Source organism: Bacillus sp. RO1, assembly GCF_012524115.1.
Lineage (GTDB): Bacteria > Bacillota > Bacilli > Bacillales > Bacillaceae_I > Sutcliffiella_A.
In genome coordinates this window covers 113422-132383 of sequence record NZ_JAAZWB010000077.1, presented here as the reverse complement: position 1 = coordinate 132383, position 18962 = coordinate 113422, and the positions used below count along the sequence as shown (strand labels likewise).

At 43.4% G+C, this 18962-nt stretch carries 16 protein-coding genes; 14 read left to right on the top strand and 2 right to left on the bottom strand.

Annotated features, from left to right (window positions below):
- Positions 1-176: 176 nt before the first annotated feature.
- Complete coding sequence (locus HC179_RS12390) at positions 177-728, bottom strand: TVP38/TMEM64 family protein (RefSeq protein WP_168864567.1); 552 nt, start codon at positions 726-728, stop codon at positions 177-179.
- Between the two features lie 101 nt (positions 729-829).
- On the opposite strand from HC179_RS12390, the gene HC179_RS12385 reads away from it, so the two are divergent.
- The 12 genes from HC179_RS12385 (at position 830) to HC179_RS12330 (ending at position 16470) form a co-directional block, all read left to right on the top strand.
- Positions 830-1165: a metal-sensitive transcriptional regulator gene (locus HC179_RS12385; protein WP_240948525.1), complete on the top strand. Its 336-nt coding sequence runs from the start codon at positions 830-832 to the stop codon at positions 1163-1165.
- Between the two features lie 12 nt (positions 1166-1177).
- Entirely contained in the window at positions 1178-1384 is a 207-nt protein-coding gene (gene copZ, locus HC179_RS12380) for a copper chaperone CopZ (protein WP_168864566.1), read from the top strand.
- 93 nt (positions 1385-1477) lie between these two features.
- Positions 1478-3898, top strand: a complete 2421-nt coding sequence (locus HC179_RS12375; protein ID WP_168864616.1) for a heavy metal translocating P-type ATPase — start codon at positions 1478-1480, stop codon at positions 3896-3898.
- 15 nt (positions 3899-3913) lie between these two features.
- Complete coding sequence (locus HC179_RS12370) at positions 3914-4783, top strand: hypothetical protein (RefSeq protein ID WP_168864565.1); 870 nt, start codon at positions 3914-3916, stop codon at positions 4781-4783.
- Between the two features lie 15 nt (positions 4784-4798).
- Entirely contained in the window at positions 4799-5425 is a 627-nt protein-coding gene (locus tag HC179_RS12365) for an NAD(P)/FAD-dependent oxidoreductase (RefSeq protein WP_168864564.1), read from the top strand.
- A gap of 571 nt (positions 5426-5996) precedes the next feature.
- Positions 5997-8177 (top strand): beta-propeller domain-containing protein, encoded by a 2181-nt coding sequence (locus HC179_RS12360; RefSeq protein ID WP_168864563.1) that lies wholly within the window; start codon positions 5997-5999, stop codon positions 8175-8177.
- Positions 8178-8497: 320 nt separating this feature from the next.
- Positions 8498-9568: a D-alanine--D-alanine ligase gene (locus tag HC179_RS12355; protein ID WP_168864562.1), complete on the top strand. Its 1071-nt coding sequence runs from the start codon at positions 8498-8500 to the stop codon at positions 9566-9568.
- A 253-nt stretch (positions 9569-9821) separates the two neighbouring features.
- On the top strand, positions 9822-11183 hold the full coding sequence (locus tag HC179_RS12350) for a UDP-N-acetylmuramoyl-tripeptide--D-alanyl-D-alanine ligase (RefSeq protein ID WP_168864561.1): 1362 nt from the start codon (positions 9822-9824) through the stop codon (positions 11181-11183).
- Positions 11184-11476: 293 nt separating this feature from the next.
- A complete protein-coding gene (gene cshA, locus HC179_RS12345) occupies positions 11477-12991 on the top strand; it encodes a degradosome RNA helicase CshA (protein ID WP_168864560.1) in 1515 nt (504 codons plus the stop codon).
- A gap of 480 nt (positions 12992-13471) precedes the next feature.
- Positions 13472-14443, top strand: a complete 972-nt coding sequence (gene uvsE / locus HC179_RS12340; protein ID WP_168864559.1) for a UV DNA damage repair endonuclease UvsE — start codon at positions 13472-13474, stop codon at positions 14441-14443.
- Between the two features lie 73 nt (positions 14444-14516).
- Positions 14517-14996 carry a PH domain-containing protein gene (locus HC179_RS12335; RefSeq protein WP_168864558.1) on the top strand — a complete coding sequence of 160 codons (480 nt, stop codon included), beginning with the start codon at positions 14517-14519 and terminating at the stop codon, positions 14994-14996.
- Complete coding sequence (locus HC179_RS12330) at positions 14986-16470, top strand: PH domain-containing protein (protein ID WP_168864557.1); 1485 nt, start codon at positions 14986-14988, stop codon at positions 16468-16470. Before HC179_RS12335 ends, HC179_RS12330 begins: the two co-directional genes overlap by 11 nt.
- A gap of 35 nt (positions 16471-16505) precedes the next feature.
- Here the strand turns inward: HC179_RS12330 and HC179_RS12325 are convergent, their stop codons facing one another.
- On the bottom strand, positions 16506-17219 hold the full coding sequence (locus tag HC179_RS12325; protein WP_168864556.1) for a rhomboid family intramembrane serine protease: 714 nt from the start codon (positions 17217-17219) through the stop codon (positions 16506-16508).
- A gap of 117 nt (positions 17220-17336) precedes the next feature.
- On the opposite strand from HC179_RS12325, the gene acpS reads away from it, so the two are divergent.
- Both acpS and HC179_RS12315 read left to right on the top strand, forming a co-directional pair.
- Positions 17337-17702 carry a holo-ACP synthase gene (acpS, locus tag HC179_RS12320; protein ID WP_168864555.1) on the top strand — a complete coding sequence of 122 codons (366 nt, stop codon included), beginning with the start codon at positions 17337-17339 and terminating at the stop codon, positions 17700-17702.
- 163 nt (positions 17703-17865) lie between these two features.
- Complete coding sequence (locus HC179_RS12315) at positions 17866-18888, top strand: LolA family protein (RefSeq protein ID WP_205825309.1); 1023 nt, start codon at positions 17866-17868, stop codon at positions 18886-18888.
- Positions 18889-18962: the final 74 nt, after the last annotated feature.

The window sequence follows — 18962 nt, the reverse complement described above, 5'->3', positions numbered from 1 at the left end:
TGGAGCAAAGGGCGAAGACTTCAGCGGGGGAGTAACGGTAGGTTGAGACCCCCTCAACGAAGTGAGGAGGCTCAAGGCACCGTCCCGCGGAAAGCGAAGCCATTTGCGGAAAGGAACAGCGTCATTTAACCAATCAACTAAAGCTTTTAGAATAATGGCCTTATCTTTCGTAGTTGCTACTTCTTCAATCGCCCACGTAACACCAACACGACAACCCCAACCGCCACAAGAGCCAAGATTACCTTGCCTGCAGTATTCCACTGCAGCACTTGATAAACAGAAAAAGCTTCTAACATCAAAGCAGGTATCTTTCCGACTGTACTTGCGACCGCAAACCCGACCAAGCTGATCCGGCTTGTTGCACCAGCAAGTGTCACAAGTCCAGACGGGGCAAATGGAAACAAACGCAAAGCCAATACTAATAAAAATGCTTCCCTGCCACCTGTTTCCTGTAATTTCACCAGCCATTTATTTTTCATCAACGCATCAGGGGCAAACTTTTTTATGCCTTTACGGTACAACCAAAAACTGATGACTGCTCCGATGGACTCCCCTAAAAAAGAGATCAACGTTCCCCGCCAAAAGCCGAAGAATGCCAGGTTGGCAGCCGTAAGGAAAACGCTTGGCATAAAAGCTAGTATGCTTATGATGGAATTGATTAGAATACTAAGTAGGATGGCAAACGGTCCAACTGCTGCAAACCATTCCAACACTTGATCTTTCCACATGATAAAGTCCCTCTCGCAAATTATTTTAAAATTATAAATTCAATTACTTTACATACCGTATAGGGGTATGTTACTTTAAAAGGGATAGGAGGTCAAGAACGATGGAAAACCTTCCAGTTGAAACGTTTAATGAAGATTGTTGCCATACAGAAAAGGGTGAGCGGAAAAGTCACCATTCCGCAGAGCAAAAGAAGGCGTTGATATCGCGCTTGAATCGTATCGAAGGTCAGGTACGTGGGGTAAAACGGTTGATTGAAGAGGACACCTATTGTGATGATGTGCTCACTCAAATCTCAGCTGTTCAATCTGCTCTAAATGGTCTTGGCAAAATGCTTTTAGAGGAACACATGAAATCCTGTATCGTAGAAAGAATTCAAGACGGTGACACTGAAGTAATTGATGAGTTGTTAGTTACAGTAAAAAGACTGATGAAATAAGGGGAGATAAACATGGAACAAGTAACGTTAAAAGTAAATGGAATGTCTTGCGGTCATTGTGTAAAAGCTGTAGAAGGAAGCGTTGGAGAACTTGAAGGCGTGAATTCTGTTAAAGTGGATCTGGCATCCGGAACAGTAGCAGTAGAATACAAAAGCGAGCAAGTGACAGTGGAAAAAATTAAAGAAACAATCGACGAAGAAGGTTATGAAGTAGCATAACCAATTTAGTTAGATACGTGCTTTTCTTACGAGAACAGCACGTTTTATTTGAAGTTCAATATACCCCATATGGGTATAAAGGAGGTCAGTATGATGAGTGATCAAAAGAAAAAAGAAACCATGTTACAGATTACTGGGATGACGTGTGCGGCTTGCTCGACACGCGTGGAAAAAGGGCTGAACAAACTGACTGGAGTCGAAGCTGCCAATGTAAACCTTGCCCTTGAAAACGCATCTGTCACCTATGATCCGGAACAAGTGTCTGAAAAAGAAATAGAGAAAAAAATTCAGGATCTTGGCTATGATGTAGTGAAAGAAAAAGCAGAGTTTCTTATCACCGGGATGACGTGTGCCGCTTGTTCCAGTCGAATTGAAAAAGTACTCGGGAAAATGGAAGGGGTAAATGCTGCTAATGTGAACCTTGCCCTAGAAAGCGGAACAGTAGAATATAATCCCTCCACGCTAAAGCCGTCTGACATCATTGCCCGAATTGAAAAAGCTGGCTACGGTGCTACGGAAAAAGTAGAGAAAAGCGAAAGTGCCGAGAACTTCCGTCAAAAGGAATTAGAAAAGCAACAAGGAAAATTTGTTTTCTCATTAATCCTGACAATCCCGCTACTATGGGCAATGGTGAGTCACTTTTCCTTTACCTCATTTATTTATTTGCCTGATATGCTAATGAACCCGTGGGTACAACTCGCATTAGCAACGCCTGTTCAATTTTTTATTGGCTGGCAATTCTACACGGGTGCGTATAAAGCGCTGAAAAATAAAAGCGCGAATATGGATGTACTGGTTGCACTAGGGACCTCTGCTGCCTATGTATACAGCTTGTATTTATCCATTGAATCAATTGGTTCAGGAGCGCATATGGTCGAGCTGTATTTTGAAGCGAGTGCAGTGATCATCACCCTCATTATTTTAGGAAAGCTTTTTGAAGTGAGAGCGAAAGGGCGTTCCTCAGAGGCGATAAAAAAATTGATGGGCTTGCAAGCGAAAACAGCTCTCGTTTTACGAGATGGTAAAGAGATAGAAATTCCATTAGAAGAAGTCCTTGTAGGAGATATTGTTTCCGTTAAGCCAGGGGAAAAAGTACCTGTGGATGGGGAAATTGTGGAAGGGCAATCAGCAGTGGATGAGTCCATGCTGACTGGAGAGAGTATCCCTGTCGACAAAAAAAATGGAGATTCTGTCTATGGTTCTACCATTAACAAAAATGGCTTCTTAAAAGTGAAAGCGACAAAAGTCGGAAAAGAAACAGCTCTTGCACAAATCATTCGGATTGTAGAGCAAGCTCAAGGTTCCAAAGCACCCATTCAGCGACTCGCAGATAAGATTTCCGGCATATTCGTCCCTATCGTTGTTGGAATAGCAATTCTGACGTTTTTAGTTTGGTACTTTATCGTCGATCCTGGAAACTTCGCACAAGCTTTAGTGAATCTGATTGCAGTTCTGGTCATTGCTTGTCCGTGTGCGCTTGGCCTTGCGACGCCGACATCCATTATGGCGGGATCTGGCAGGGCAGCGGAGCTTGGCATTCTATTTAAAGGTGGCGAGCACTTAGAACAGACTCACCGCATTACTACTGTGGTGTTGGATAAAACAGGTACAGTTACAAATGGTGCTCCTGTTCTAACAGATGTAAAACTGGAGTCCGGTGAGGATGAAGCGTCCATTCTAGCAATGGTTGGTGCTGCGGAGAAACAATCGGAACATCCATTGGCACAAGCGATTGTGGAAGGCATCCAAGCTAAAGGTATCGAGTTTGGGTCTGTGGTTTCTTTCGAAGCAATACCCGGCTATGGTATCGAAGCGGTTGTAGGTGAGGACCGAGTAGTGGTTGGTACACGTAAATTAATGAATAAGCACAATGTAGCCGTCGAGCATGCAGAAGAGGTGGTTCGTGAGCTTGAGATGAATGGGAAAACGGCGATGCTCGTTTCGGTGAATGGTGAGTACAAAGGCATCATCGCTGTTGCAGATACAATAAAGGATACATCAAAACAAGCAGTTAAACGATTGAAGGAAATGGGTCTTGAAGTGGTGATGATGACGGGAGATAACGAGCGCACGGCAAAAGCAATTGCTCATCAAGCGGGAATTGATCAAGTTATTGCGGAAGTGCTTCCCGAACAAAAAGCAGAAGAAGTCGCAAAGCTTCAAAAGCAAGGCAAGAAAGTCGCGATGGTCGGCGATGGCATCAATGACGCACCAGCATTGGTAACAGCAGATATCGGAATGGCCATTGGAACAGGAACAGATGTAGCGATGGAAGCAGCCGACATCACGTTAATGCGCGGAGACCTAAACAGCATTGCAGATGCCATTGTTATGAGCAAAAAAACAATTAAGAACATCAAGCAAAATTTGTTCTGGGCATTTGCTTATAACTCTATGGGAATCCCGATTGCGGCATTAGGCTTCTTGGCACCATGGGTAGCAGGAGCGGCGATGGCATTCAGTTCGGTGTCCGTTGTCTTGAATGCACTCAGATTGCAAAAAGTGAAACTTTAATAAGGTGGGAACACGATGAAAAAATGGATTGGATCTGCGCTTGTTTATCTGTTGTTGGTTATCGGGGGCTATACGGCGTATGCGTTTTATGCAAGTGAAGACGTGTCTCAAGGGGATGAAGGCAGTCATGAGGAACATCAGGGTGAAAATGCGCACGGCGAGGAAGAAGAGCATGGTGATCATGAAGAAGAAGGACATGACGGTGGGCACGATGATCATGGCGATCATGAAGGAGAGTCTACTAGTGAAGTTCAAGCAGATGTAAAGATAGATGGTGAAGAAATGACCATCACATTGACAGATCTTGAAGGTAACCCAATGGATGACCTTGAAGTAAGTCATGAGAAACTTATGCATCTAATTGTAATAAGTGAGGACTTGGAGGAATTCAAGCATTTGCATCCAGAAAAGGTTTCTGCTGGTGTTTTCACCGCGAAGGCAGATTTAGAGGATGGCATGTACCAAGCGTTTGTGGATATCAAACCGAGTGATTTACAGTATGTGAATGAAGCTCACCCATTGATGGTTGGGGAACATGACAGTCATGAGGATGCTCAAATCCATTTAGATCCAGAAACACAATGGCAGAAGGAACAAGAGGACTATTCAGTAACGCTTGATGTCAACAATTTTTCGGTAAAAGAAAACGTGGTGCTTTCTTTTGACATAGAAGGGGCTGAGCCTGAGGATTATCTTGGTGCACTCGGACATGTGGTCGTTGTGGATGAAGCGTTAGATGAGTTTATCCATGTACACCCTCGCAAAGGAGAGGAACCAGTGTTTGAAGCCCACTTTAGCGAGCCTGGCATGTATAAACTGTGGGCAGAATTCAAGCTGGATGGGAAAGTGTACGCCTTCCCATATGTGTTGGAAATAACGGAATAAAGGGGACTTGTTGCAATGGGGGAAAAACTAATCAAGCTCGCGGTCAACGGTGGCATTGACTTTGGGGCTAAATTGAATGGCAAACAACTATTGATGCTTGCACGCTATATGGGAGAAGAACAGGAGTTAGAAGTCACTACCTTTCAACAATTGTATGTGGATGTTCCAGAGAGTAGGTTGGAAGAAGCCAAGGCCGACTTTGAAAGCGTCGGTCTGAGCTGCTATCCGGTCGGCAATTATGTCAAAAGTCTACGCACCTGCAACTTCTGTAAAGGGGAGCTGGAAGAAGGGATGCCTGTGGCAAAAGAAATAAATCGACGCATTGCTGGGAGACCGGTTCCTTTCACATTGAAGCCTGCGTATACGGGATGTCCGGTCGGCTGCGGTGAGCCATTGGTTAATGATATTGGCGTGATCAAACAGCACGGTGAACGATTTGATCTTTATGTCGGCGGCAAAGCGAAAGGCTTGGATGCCAGAACAGGAGTATTGTTTGCAGGTGGTTTGGAGGAAGACGTGTTGTATGTGTTGATTGATAGATTATTAGATTTATATGCTGCAGAAGGCAAAAAGCGTGAGCAGTTTGCTAAGTTTGTCGGGCGTTACGGGCTTGATGAGCTGAAGGAGAAGATAATGGCATAGAGTTTGGTATATTTGTGTGCCCGGGGAGCCAGCGGATGAGTTTGATGGTCTGCTGGCTTTTGTTTTTTAAAATTGGATTGCTGGTTAGTTTTTGGACTTTTAGGCGGAGAAGAGGGAAGGTTTATGGTTAATGGGTTTGATGTTCGGGGCGGCAGTGAGTGGAGATCTTGGGTGAGAAAGTCAAATGTCCGAAGATTTTCCGATAGTGACCGAAGTTTTGGAGAAGTTGACCGAAGATTTTGTGTTTTTGACCGAAGTTTGCGAGAAAGTGACCGAACCAATTTTTAGAATGACCAAACCCAAAGAATTGTAGTCCAAACAGGATCTTAATTTGTCCGAATACACCCTATCCAAATAAGGAAATTGACCAAAGCAAACCTAAAAGTGTCCGAACCGTTTTTGAGAGCTAAAAAAGAAGCTATTTCACAAGCATTTTCACCTATTCTCTATAAAAATCTACCCCATCACGTCACAGAGAAGCCTCAGTCGACCAACTCAAAAACATTTCCCCTCTCTCCAATGTAACTTTTTAACATCGCCCTCGTCTAACCGTATAAAAGGGGGCAGTTGTATGAAAAAAAAGGTAATTATCTTTTCTTCTATTATAGTGGGATTGGCCATCATCTTTACGTTTATCTATCAATCAAGAGAACCTTTCGCAGTCAATGGCACCGGCAATCCCTACTCTGAAAAAGATACCCAAACCGTACTTTCAGATAAAAAATGGTTGTTGACTTTTACCAAAGAGTTTCAGCGGGATAGCATCAAAGAGAATGAGTCTATCTATGTTACGGATAAAGACGGCAAAAAGGTAGAGACAGTACTTGAGGTTACCAAAGACTTTGTATCGCTATCTCCTCCTGAGGGTGGCTATGATCCAAGCAAAGGGCCGTATGAGCTTCACATCAGTGGGGATATTGAATCGGTCGATGGAAAAACGCTAGGAAAACAAAAGAAGATTAAGTTTACAGCTATGAAACAATTGCCGACCGTTGCTTCCAATACAGAATTAAATTCATTGTTCACTGCCCGTCTCAAACAAATGCAAGCAGAGAGGGAAGAAAGTAAACAGTTGTTTAGCTTTGGTGGAGATGAATCGACAGGCTCTGATGATAGTGATGGGGCTGCAGTTGCCGATACGGCAGAAGAAAGTGAATCTAATGGTAGTGCAGGTGGCCACTCCGAAACAAACGTCCAGGTTCAGGGGGTAGATGAAGCGGACATTGTGAAAACAGATGGAGACTTCATTTACCAAGCAACCGACCAAAAGCTGAAAATCACTAAGGCAGAACCTGTAGAGGAAATGACCGTTGTGACAGAGCTTCGATATAAAGACTTTTATCCATACCAACTGTTTCTGGATGGGAATCAACTAGTGGTCATCGGTAATCACTGGGATGAAAAAATGATGTATGGTGGAACGAAGAGCAGTGAAGAGGATAAGATCATGCCAGTGCATGAGGCAACTAGAGCCATCATCTATGATATTACCGATAGATCTAATCCTGTTGTTCAAAAAACAGTTACCTTGGAAGGGTATTATGTCTCCAGCAGGAAAATTGATAATCATATTTACTTAATTGCTAATAAATACGCTGATTTTTGGATGCTTGAAGAGCACCCTGAGGCAGATTTGAGACCCAGAGTATCCGATACACAAGGTGAGGAAGAGGTAGAATTAAAAGGAGTCCCTTATGAGGATATCCGTTATTTCCCTGATTCCACAGAAGATAATTTTATGACTATTGCCACCATCGATTTAAACCAACCTCAAGAAGATGCGTCCATTACCACATATGTAGGTAGCGGAAACCAAATTTATATGTCAAAAGAAAATCTTTACGTTGCGGTACCAAACTATGGGTATGGGCCACATTGGACAAATAATGAAAGTACAGAAGTATATAAATTTGCCGTAGATGGCACGAGTGTCGAGTTTCGTGCAAATGGAGCAATTCCTGGTCATCTTTTAAACCAATTTTCCATGGATGAGTATAAGGGGCATTTCCGAGTGGCAGCAACTAAAGGGCAGGCATGGGATGAACACTCTCCGTCAAGCAACCACCTCTTTATTTTGGATGAAGGAATGAATGTAATCAGCAGTGTAGAAGATTTGGCAAGGGGCGAGCGCATCTATTCAGTCCGCTTCATGCAGGATAAAGCATATGTGGTGACGTTTAAGGAAGTAGATCCGCTTTTCGTCTTTGACCTGAGTAATCCAAATGAACCGAAAGTCCTTGGGGAATTAAAGATTCCTGGCTTCAGTAATTATCTGCATCCGTATGATGAAAATCATCTGATTGGTTTTGGGTATGATACGAAGGTGGAAAAAGATCAATGGGGAACTAGAGTGATGACAAACGGTGTCAAGATTTCCTTGTTTGATGTGAGTGACCCGACAAATCCGCTAGAAAAACACACGGAAATTATCGGCGGTCAATCCACACAATCACCTTTAAATCATGATCATAAAGCACTTCTTTTCAACAAGGATAAAGATATTTTTGCCTTCCCAATCACGAAATACAATGAAAATCAAAAAGACGGTAGCTACCGTCTCGACTTTGAAGGTGCGATTGTTTATGGGATTGACCCGGAAAAAGGTTTTACCTTGCACACTAAAATAACGCACCAGCAAGAAAATACCTTATATGAAGACTGGGAGAACATAGTTCAACGAATTCTATATATCGATGACCACCTTTACACGATTACACCAAAAGAAGTAAAAGCGACCAAAATTACATGGTAGGTCAGCTGCAAGAGAGCGAATCATTTCGCTCTCTTTTTTTGCGAAAAGGCAGGAAATACTGACAACATTCGTCGACATTTTATTTCCTAGGAAAAGAACCCTGTCGAAAATAATCTAGGCATTTAGGTTTGCACTCTACACGCCTGTGGAATGACATTCATATATTAAGGAAAAAGATTTTATCTTTTCCACCTACTTAAATGGACGAAGCAGTTTCGAAATCTTGTATGTAGGTGCTATAATGAAATAATTGAAGTAAGGACATAAAGTATAAAATACCTAAAATATAAAACAGATCATCTCTTTGAGGGGGAAGCAATATGAAAACAAAATTGCATTTATTGTACGGCGGGAAATCAGCAGAACACCAAGTTTCTTTACAAACAGCATTGGCTGTTACAAAGGCTTTAGATACAGATAAATTTGAAGTATATCCGTTATACATAACGGAATCAGGGGAATGGAAACGTGGTGGCATGTTAAATGGGCCAGCAGAAAGCGTACACCAATTGAAGCTTGAAGGTGGCGGAACAACCATCGCTCCACTTGCTTTAACTAATGAAGAAGAATCGGAAGAAACGCCAACAGTCGTATTCCCTCTATTACACGGTCCGAACGGGGAAGATGGAACAGTTCAAGGTATGTTGGAACTTTTAAATCTTCCGTATGTAGGGAACGGCGTTTTAGCATCATCTGCCGGGATGGATAAAGTTATTATGAAAAACCTTTTCGACCAAGCAGGGCTGCCACAAGTCGGCTATGCACACTTCCTTCGCTCTGAGTGGGAAAAGGCTGCAGATGCAACCTATGAAAAGGTAGAATCGGAGCTTGGGTATCCATGCTTTGTTAAGCCTGCAAACTTAGGATCAAGTGTTGGGATCAGTAAAGCGAAAAACCGTGAAGAACTAGAAGCAGCTTTCCGTGAAGCGTTTGATTATGACCGCAAAATTATCGTGGAACAAGGCTTGGAAGGTGCCCGTGAAATCGAAATTGGCGTACTTGGTAACGATGAGCCAGAATGTTCTGTGGTTGGAGAAATCGCTCCTAAAACAGAGTTTTATGACTACAAAGCAAAGTACGAAGATGGAGATACGGCTATGATTATCCCTGCAGAAATCAGTGATGACATCTATGCGCAAGTAAAAGAAATGGCCATCACTGCATTTAAAGCAATTGATGGCGCAGGCCTTGTGCGCGCAGACTTCTTTTTAACAAAAGAGGGTAAACTGTACATCAACGAAGTCAACACTATGCCAGGTTTCACTCCATTCAGCATGTTCCCATTATTATGGCAGCATACTGATGTTTCCTACCCAGAACTAATTGAAAAACTAGTAGGATACGCACAACAACGCCACGCAGAAAAGCAAAAGATTAAGCATACATTTTGATGAAAAAGATTTCTCCTGTAGTTTGGAGTGCAAGGTGTGAGACTCCAGCGGGGGAGTAACGGTAGGTTGAGACCCCGCAGGCGAAGCCGAGGAGGCTCAAGCACCGTCCCGCGGAAAGCGAACACCTGGAACGAAAATATACAGGAAGTTAAATCATACACACAAGGCAGGGGTTGGGTCATCACGAGCAGAGGTATAAACAAGTGATGTCAGCCCCTTCTCTGTGTTAAAAAGAATAGGAGGGAAACCCAAAATGATCAAAAGAACACTTAAACAATTACAAGAAATGGCTAAAGGACAGCCGATCTCATCTGAATATAGCGCCATCGTCGTGGAAGGCGTTTCAAAAGACACACGAGAAGACATGAGCGGGAAATTGTACATACCGATTATCGGGGAGAATTTTAACGGCCATGCATTTGTCCGTGATGCAATCGAGAAGAAAGGAGCAGTCGCATCCTTCTGGCAAAAAGATCAACCAGAACCACCAGCAGACCTGAACCTAATAATGGTGGACGACACCATCGAAGCATTGCAGCACCTTGCAAGCAGTTATCGAAATGAAATCGGTATGAAGGTTGTGGGGATTACCGGAAGCAACGGGAAAACAACCACCAAAGATATGGTCACTTCTGTTTTAGAGACCACATTCCGTGTGCATAAAACAGCAGGAAATTACAACAATCATATTGGGTTGCCGTTAACGATACTTTCCATGAAAGAGGATACGGAAGTCGCAGTGTTGGAAATGGGGATGAGCGGTCGCGGGGAAATCGAGCTGCTTTCGAACATTGCCAAGCCTGATGCTGCTGTTATCACCAATATTGGAGAGTCCCATATGCAGGACTTGGGATCACGTGAAGGAATTGCCGAAGCAAAGCTTGAAATTGCAGCTGGCTTGAAGCAAGACGGCAAGCTAATCATCAATGGGGATGAGCCTCTTTTGACAGACAGAGTTGGGGGTAACGAAAATGTCATTCCATTTGGATTGAAGTCTACCAATGACTATCAAGCAAAGGACATTACCTTAAAAGGCAGAGGCACTCATTTTATAATAGAAGAAACAGAGTATTTTATCCCGGTACTTGGTGCCCACAATGTGACCAATGCCCTTGCTGCCATCATTGTCGGGGAGTTATTCGGCGTGTCAGAAGAGAACCGCAAAAAAGGCTTGGAGCAACTTGTTATCACTGGAATGAGGAATGAAGTGGTGGAGACATCTGGTGGATGGACAGTGATCAACGATGCCTATAATGCAAGCCCTACTTCTATGAGAGCAGCATTGGATTTGTTGGGAAGCCTGGATGGATATGGGAAAAAGATCGCGGTGCTTGGTGATATGCTGGAACTTGGTGACATGGAAAAGACTTTTCACCATGAAGTTGGCCAATATGTAAAAGGGAAGAATGTCGATTATGTATTCACATTCGGTGCCCTTGCTATGGAAATTGCTAAAGGTGCCCAAGAAGTAATGGATGCTTCTCATATTAAACCGTTCATGAACAAGCAGGAATTAATACGTGAATTGCTGCCTATTTTAGAGTCCGGTGATGTGGTGATGGTAAAAGGATCACGTGGCATGAAACTAGAAGAGGTTATTGAAGCAATCAAATAAATCTCCATTTTCAAAGGAATACAAAGTCCTTAAAATGAGAAAATTAGAAGTAAGCGTGCTGCATTTGCTAAGAATGATACGGAGAGAAAAAATTTTTGGCGATTTATTCGGCAGAGGAGCGCGATTGAAAGCGTAACCTCCTATAAGTTGGCATTAACCTTTATTGCTATTTAGTGACCAAAGTGTTATGATAACAGGTAATGTGTTTAATAATGTCTACTTATAAAGATTAGGCAAGCGCCCAGACGCGTGCCTAATTTATTAATTTGTATAGATAAAGGAGTAGGAATAATTTGGCGTTATTTAAAGATTTAGGTTTATCAGAAGATATTATGAAGTCTATCGACAGAATGGGGTTTGAAGAGGCTACCCCTATTCAATCTGAAACAATTCCTGTTGCGTTAACTGGTAAAGATGTTATCGGTCAAGCTCAAACAGGTACAGGTAAAACGATTGCATTCGGTCTTCCATTGCTTGAAAATGTTGATGTGAAAAATGACTCTATTCAAGGAATCGTTATCGCACCGACTCGTGAATTAGCTATCCAGGTTGCTGAAGAAATTTATAAAGCTTCTTATCATAAACGTGCTCGTGTTCTTTCCGTATTCGGAGGTCAGGACATCAGCAGACAAATTCGTTCATTGAAAAAGAACCCTCACATCGTTGTTGGTACACCAGGTCGTCTACTTGACCATATCAACCGTAAGACTCTTCGTCTACAAAATGTGAACACGGTTGTTCTTGATGAGGCGGATGAAATGCTAAACATGGGATTCATTGAGGATATCGAAAAAATCCTTGCTGAAACACCAGAACAAAAACAAACATTACTTTTCTCTGCTACAATGCCTGCACCTATCCGTGCAATCGCTGAGCGTTTCATGAGCGAGCCTGTAAGTGTAAAGGTAAAAGCGAAAGAAGTAACAGTTTCCAACATCCAACAATACTACGTGGAAGTTCCGGAAAAGAAGAAGTTCGATACTTTGACTCGTCTTCTTGACATTCAATCTCCAGAGCTTGCTATCATCTTCGGACGTACAAAGCGCCGTGTAGATGAGCTGTCTGACGCATTGAACGTGCGTGGATATTCTGCAGAAGGAATCCACGGTGACCTTTCTCAAGCGAAGCGTATGAGCGTACTTCGCAAGTTTAAAGAAGGTTCCATCGATGTACTTGTTGCAACAGACGTAGCTGCTCGTGGACTAGATATCTCTGGTGTAACACATGTATACAACTTCGACATCCCACAAGACCCTGAAAGCTATGTTCACCGTATTGGACGTACAGGTCGTGCTGGTAAGAGCGGATTGGCGATCACATTCGTTAGCCCTCGTGAAGTTAGCTACTTGCACCATGTAGAACGTGTAACAAAACGTAAAATGGACAAAATGAAGGCACCAACTCTAGACGAAGCACTAGAAGGCCAACAAAAAATGTCCATGGAAAAATTAACGCAAGCTGTTGAAGCGAAAAACCTTGGTTTCTACCGCAATGCAGCAGAACAATTATTAGAAGAACACGATGCAGTAACACTTGTATCTGCAGCTCTGAAATTGTTCACAAAAGAGCCGGACGAAACTCCAATCCGTCTAACTGAAGAAGCTCCAATGCACTCAAGACGTGGCGGCGGCGGTGGTGGCCGTGGCGGCGACCGTAACCGTGGTGGCGGAAAGAGCGGCGACCGTAAAGGCGGCTGGAACAAACGCTCCGACAACCGTGGCGGCAAGCCAGGCGGCGGTTCTGGTTCAAGAGACGCAAACGCAAAGCGCCAAGGCTACAAACGTTCTTCTCGTAAAGAGCGCGTATAACTTTTGAAATAATGCTCGGAAACTGACTGGGATTACTGGTTGGTTTTCGGGCTTTTTTGTTGTGTGTGGGGTGGGGATTGGGTAGTAGGGCGCTCTATAAGCCCGAACGGTTGAGGAAAAGTGGAGAAGTGTCTAATAGAACGGTTCTATAAGCCCGAACGGCGAAGAAAACCGTGGGAAATGTCTAATAGAACGGTTCTATAAGCCCGAACGGTGAAGAAAACAGTGGGAAATGTCTAATAGAACGGCTCTATAAGCCTGAACGGCGAAGAAAACAGTGGGAAATGTCCAATAGAACGGCTCTTTAAGCCCGAACGACCACAGAAACCAAGTAAACTGTCCGATAGAATCCATATATTTTCCATATATATCGCCTCACCCAACCATCCATCTAGCCCAGCCCCCAAAAAAGAACAAAACCCACCACACTTGGGCATACTACTTCTAACAAATCCTAATCAAAAGGAGGTTCCCCCACCCATGACCATCGTAAAACTCGGCTACGTCGCCATGAGCGTCCAACTTACCAACGCCTCCCCGTCCAAAACGATGACCTTTGCCCAGTTCAGCAAAATCAAGGACAGGGAAGCAGCCATCGAAAAGCTTGAACGCATTTCCATCGAAAACTTAGAAAACTGCCTGCGTCTACTCAAGCACAATGTCGCCAACGATATTCGCTTTTTCCGGTTCAGCTCCAAACTAATTCCGCTGGCAAACCATGAAGAGGTGAAAGACTGGAAATTCATGAGGCCCCTTAAAGAAATTCTGTCTGAAATAGGTGACTATATTGAAGCAAACCCGATGCGGGTGGATTTCCATCCCGATCATTTTGTACTGCTCAATTCTAAAAACAAAGATATCATCAATCAGACCATCAAGACGCTCAGTATGCACCGATCTCTTTTAAAAGGAATGAGGGTACCCACCCAACATCGTTGTGTCCTACATATTGGTGGGGGTTATGATGATAGGGAGCTGGCGCTTGAGCAGTTTATTCATAACTTTGCGCTTGTACCGCAACCAATCCAGGAAATGCTGATTCTTGAAAATGATGATACGACATTCCACTTGCGGGATGCTTTATATGTTTGTGAAAAACTGAATGTACCATTAGTTTTTGATTATCATCATCACCTTGCACATTTTGAAGAGGAAGCAGAGGGGTGGGAGAACGATTGGGGGCGAGTGGTGCAGACTTGGGAGCACTCGCCGCTACCAGTAAAAATGCATATTTCAAGCCCAAGAGATGAAAAAAATTTCCGTGCGCATGCGGATTATGTGAATCCGAAAATGTTTATGGATTTCCTCCAACCTATTAAAGGAAGTGTGCCGGAGATTCATTGCATGATAGAGGCGAAGAAAAAGGATGAAGCACTTTTTCAGCTGATGGAAGAGATGAAAAATTATGCTGAAATAGAAATTATCGACGGAGCTTCTTTTAAAATTAAATAGAATTTTCCAACAGAGGGCATCCATAGTATACTAGGAAAAGCGACAACTAGAATATGATTGGGAGGGAGAGCAAATGAGGCCGGAGCCTAAACAGATGATAGATAGAAAAGCATTGTCGGTATGGAGGATCTCCGCCGCGTTGAATTCCTTATTTTACGTCCTGCTTTTTGGGGGCTATTGGTTTATACAACGTTCCTTCGAATTCCCGTGGTGGACACTGCTGATAGCGGGAGCGCTTGTTGTACTCATCTTCTTATTTACCGTCGTTATTTTCCCGGCGATGCAGTGGAAGCGCTGGCGATTTGAAGTGCATGAACATGAAATTGACTTGCAGCATGGCATTTTTATCAAAAAAAGAACCTTGGTCCCTATGGTTCGTGTGCAGCATGTAGATACGCGTCAGGGCCCGATTTTAAAAAAGTTCCACCTCTCGACCGTTCTTATTTCAACAGCGGCGACCATTCATGAAATTCCCGCTCTTGATGAAGAACAGGCAGACCAGGTCAGGGATTACATATCAAGGCTTGCGAGGGTGACAGAAGATGATGTCTGAAAAAAAGAGGATGCATCCTGCCGCTATCGTTGTAGCTTTTTTCAAACAACTGCGTGAGCTATTGTTTCCCATTATTATTTTCGTATTTTTTGGAAGCAGTTCTGGTGAAGGATTTTTCGGGATCATTTACATAGCTGTAATGGTATTGTGGCTTGCAGGGTTCATCGCAATCGGTGTGGTTTCTTGGTATCGATTTTATTATTGGATAGAAGACGGAGAGCTCCGGATGGAATATGGTGTTTTTATAAGAAAACGTCGTTTCATTCCGCAAGAGAGAATCCAGACACTGGATACTTCGGAAGGGCTTGTGCAACGGATTTTCGGTCTAGTAAAGGTGCAAATTGAGACAGCAGGTGGGGGAGCGGAAGCGGAAGCAAGTCTGACGGCGGTGACAAAGGATGAGGCAAGTAGGCTGAGGGAGGCTTTATTGTATTACAAAAATAAAGAAGAAAACGCTGATGTATATGGGCCGAAGCTGCCTGTTCAGCAAGAACCAAGCTCGGAGCCTGTAGAAAAGCCGACATATAAAGCATCCTGGAAAACACTCTTTATTGTGGGAACCACTTCAGGGGGAATAGGTGTTGTACTGTCAGCAGTCATCGCATTTACTTCCCAATTCGATCAGTTTGTCCCATATGAGGATATTATCGACCGTTTCGGGATGGTCTTGCAAACGAGTGTTTACTTGATTGCTTCCATCGTTTTTGTGGTATTGTTTCTGTCTTGGCTAATCTCTATTGTCATGACCATGTTTAAATATGGTAACTTCACAGTAGTCAAAGATGACGATGAGCTGTTGATCTCCAGAGGGATTATTGAAAAACGACAATTAACGATTTCTCTGAAAAGAATACAGGCGATAAGAATTTCACAAAACCTCTTAAGACAACCTTTCGGGTACGTCACTGTTTATGTGGAGAGTGCAGGAAGCTCGGGAGGAAAGGAATCTGATTTTTCAACAATTCTTTTTCCGTTGTTGAAGGTCTCTGATGTGAAAGCGCATTTAGAGGAATTCGTCCCTTCGTACAAACTTACACAAAGTGTTCACGGCCTTCCGAAAAGGTCGATGATTCGCTATCTTGTCCGTTTGGTGGTGCCAGCAGTACTGCTTTCTGTTCCGATTGCTTATTTTTTTCAGCCATATGGCTATGTTGCCTTTCTTTCTGTAGCGATTGGCGGTTTATTAGGATACAGCCAATTTAAAACGGCGGGTTGGGCTATTGGCAAGGAGCAATTGCAACTTTCTTACCGTCATCTGAGTAAAAATACTGTCCTCGTCCGGAAAAAAAGGATTCAGTCTTTTGAACTGAGGGAATCTTTCTTTCAAGGAAAAAGAAAGCTATTTACTATTAAAGCGGCCATTAAAACTGGACTTGGAGGGAAGAACTTTCAAGTGGTGGATGTGGAGCAGGATGACGGGGAAAAGATCTATGAGTGGTATTCTTATGCAAAAAAGCAAGGAGATGTCATGTGATGTGACACCCCTTGCTTTTGTTTTTGAACATGAAATTACATGAACCGTGAAAGTATTCCGAACAGCACTAGTACGACCAACACAATCCAAAAGATATTTTGCTTTCCGCTCCTTGGTGCGCTTGGTCTACCGATGTTAGGAAATATGGCGCGCAACGATCTTGGTGATGTAGCCGGCCCTCTTCCTAAGAAGAAAGGTGCTAAAACCGTACCGGCGAAGAACCCGAATAAGTGGGCAATCACATTGATATTGGAGTTTAGGAAGGTCATTACAAGCCCGACTCCTAGAATGGTTAGGATAACCTGGGAATTTGCTCGATCCAATAGGTCTGGTCGCAGGAACACCATATAAAAATAGAGGCCGAAAATCGCAAAGATGGCACCAGAAGCGCCAAGATGACTGTAAGTGTCATGTTTTAATAGTAAGGTGGCAACGTTTGCTAAGATTCCTCCGAGCAAATAGAAAATGATGAACTTCACTTTTCCTAGCATTCGCTCTACGGCAGGTCCGAACAGCACAAGAGAAAGGGAATTAAATAAGAAGTGAGTCAAGCTGGCATGCAGGAAAATCGGAGTTACCAGCCTCCACCACTCTCCTTGCCATATAAATAGATTGAATCCAACTGTAAAATTAAGGACGGTTGCCGAAAATTGAACAACCAGCCATAGAATAAGATGGATGGCAACAATTGTGGTAATAATAGGATATAATCTTCTAAAAGTACGAAAGTTTTCCGTTCGGACGAACATCCGCTTCACCCTTTCTTCTTTAAATAGGCTCTTCTCAGATTACCATGTTGGCACTGAAAAGTCTTTTAAGAGAATCAGAAAATATATCATTACTATATGAAAGAGGTTGGTCAAAGTATGATTATCGGAACTGGAGTAGACATTGTGGATCTTGCCCGCATAGAGAAATTGATGAATCGCCAGCCCAGCTTTGTGGACCGTATCCTCACACCGCTAGAGAAAGAAAGGTTTTTTACGCTTAGTGAGAAACGAAAAGTGGAATTCCTTGCAGGTCGTTTTGCTGCAAAGGAGGCCTTTTCTAAAGCGAAAGGAACCGGGATTGGAAAAGAATTAAGTTTTCAGGACATGACAATTGTTTCAACAGAAAAAGGGAGGCCGTATTTTTCTGAGCCTCACATGGAAGATAGTAATGTCCACCTGTCCATATCTCATAGTGAACAATACGCCATCGCGCAAGTAATTATCGAAAGCTTGTCAAGCTAGTCTGCATATTCCCCAAAGCTTGCTCATATACATAGTTCAGAAAGGAGACAAGGTGTACAAGTAGAGCTCCAGCCAACCTGCGTCATACAGGATGGTCCGGTATCTCTGCACTCTCACTTTTCTCTAAGATAATCATGTAATGAAGGCAAAGGGGATGAATAATTTGAGAAAAGCATGGCTATTGGTAGTGGTTGGCCTTGTGAGTATCCTTGTTCTCGCAGGGTGCGGTACAAAATCGAAAGAAGATGTAACAGCTTCTCTTAGTGCGAAAGTAGAAGAGATGAAAGGGTATGAATCGAATGCGAAAATGACCCTTCAAACTGGTGCGGAACCACAAGTGTACGAGGTGCAAATCGGGCATAACAAACCGAACTATTACAAAGTGAATTTGAAGAATGCGGAAAAGGATCAAAGTCAGATCATCATCCGTAATGATGAGGGTGTATTCGTTTTGACGCCGGCGCTGAACAAAAGCTTCCGTTTCCACAGCGAATGGCCGCAAAACAGCAGCCAAGCCTATCTGTTTGAGTCGCTTGTAAATGACATTAAGAATGATCCGGAAGCAACGTTCACTGCGACAGAAGAACATTATGTATTTGAAACGAAAACGAACTACCAAAATAATAAGCTCCTTCCGACTCAAGAAATTACATTGAGCAAAAAGGACTTGTCACCTGTTTCAGTAAAAGTGATGGATCCTGATAAAAAACCATTGGTTCTTGTAGAGTTCTCTGATTTCAAATTTGATGCAAGCTTTGATGCTGATGCATTTGATGTGAAAAAGAATATGACTGGTGCTCGTGCAAGCTTGGAGCTGCCTGCATCTGGACCTGTGACAGAAGAGTCAGATGAGTTTTCCGCCATGACACCGCTTGATACGCCTGCAGGTACGGACCTTAAAGAAGAAACCGTCGTGGAAACAGCGAATGGAAAACGTGTCGTCATGACTTATGAAGGCACGAAGACCTTCACGTTGATCCAAGAGAAAGCGCGTAACTCGGAAGTGCCGACATCACAGCTTGTCAACGGTAACCCAGCTGACCTAGGCTTCACAGTCGGCGCCATGACAGAAAACAGCCTAACCTGGACCTACCAAGGCGTGGACTTCACCCTTGCATCCAAAGACCTCACCCAAGAAGAAATGCTCATGGTCGCCCGCTCCGTCCAAGGCGCAGCCATCAAATAACCAAACAACCTAGCAGGCCCGTTGCAGACGGGCCTGTATTTTTTTTGTGAAAAGGGGTCAGACCCCCAAAGGAT

What these genes read in the sequence shown, in the direction of transcription:
- HC179_RS12390 (WP_168864567.1), bottom strand. Translation starts at nt 728, where the DNA reads ATGTGGAAAGATCAAGTGTTGGAATGGTTTGCAGCAGTTGGACCGTTT.
- HC179_RS12355 (WP_168864562.1), top strand. Translation starts at nt 8,498, where the DNA reads ATGAAAACAAAATTGCATTTATTGTACGGCGGGAAATCAGCAGAACAC.
- HC179_RS12360 (WP_168864563.1), top strand. Translation starts at nt 5,997, where the DNA reads ATGAAAAAAAAGGTAATTATCTTTTCTTCTATTATAGTGGGATTGGCC.
- HC179_RS12350 (WP_168864561.1), top strand. Translation starts at nt 9,822, where the DNA reads ATGATCAAAAGAACACTTAAACAATTACAAGAAATGGCTAAAGGACAG.
- HC179_RS12375 (WP_168864616.1), top strand. Translation starts at nt 1,478, where the DNA reads ATGAGTGATCAAAAGAAAAAAGAAACCATGTTACAGATTACTGGGATG.
- HC179_RS12385 (WP_240948525.1), top strand. Translation starts at nt 830, where the DNA reads ATGGAAAACCTTCCAGTTGAAACGTTTAATGAAGATTGTTGCCATACA.
- HC179_RS12335 (WP_168864558.1), top strand. Translation starts at nt 14,517, where the DNA reads ATGAGGCCGGAGCCTAAACAGATGATAGATAGAAAAGCATTGTCGGTA.
- HC179_RS12365 (WP_168864564.1), top strand. Translation starts at nt 4,799, where the DNA reads ATGGGGGAAAAACTAATCAAGCTCGCGGTCAACGGTGGCATTGACTTT.
- acpS (WP_168864555.1), top strand. Translation starts at nt 17,337, where the DNA reads ATGATTATCGGAACTGGAGTAGACATTGTGGATCTTGCCCGCATAGAG.
- HC179_RS12370 (WP_168864565.1), top strand. Translation starts at nt 3,914, where the DNA reads ATGAAAAAATGGATTGGATCTGCGCTTGTTTATCTGTTGTTGGTTATC.
- uvsE (WP_168864559.1), top strand. Translation starts at nt 13,472, where the DNA reads ATGACCATCGTAAAACTCGGCTACGTCGCCATGAGCGTCCAACTTACC.
- HC179_RS12325 (WP_168864556.1), bottom strand. Translation starts at nt 17,219, where the DNA reads ATGTTCGTCCGAACGGAAAACTTTCGTACTTTTAGAAGATTATATCCT.
- HC179_RS12330 (WP_168864557.1), top strand. Translation starts at nt 14,986, where the DNA reads ATGATGTCTGAAAAAAAGAGGATGCATCCTGCCGCTATCGTTGTAGCT.
- copZ (WP_168864566.1), top strand. Translation starts at nt 1,178, where the DNA reads ATGGAACAAGTAACGTTAAAAGTAAATGGAATGTCTTGCGGTCATTGT.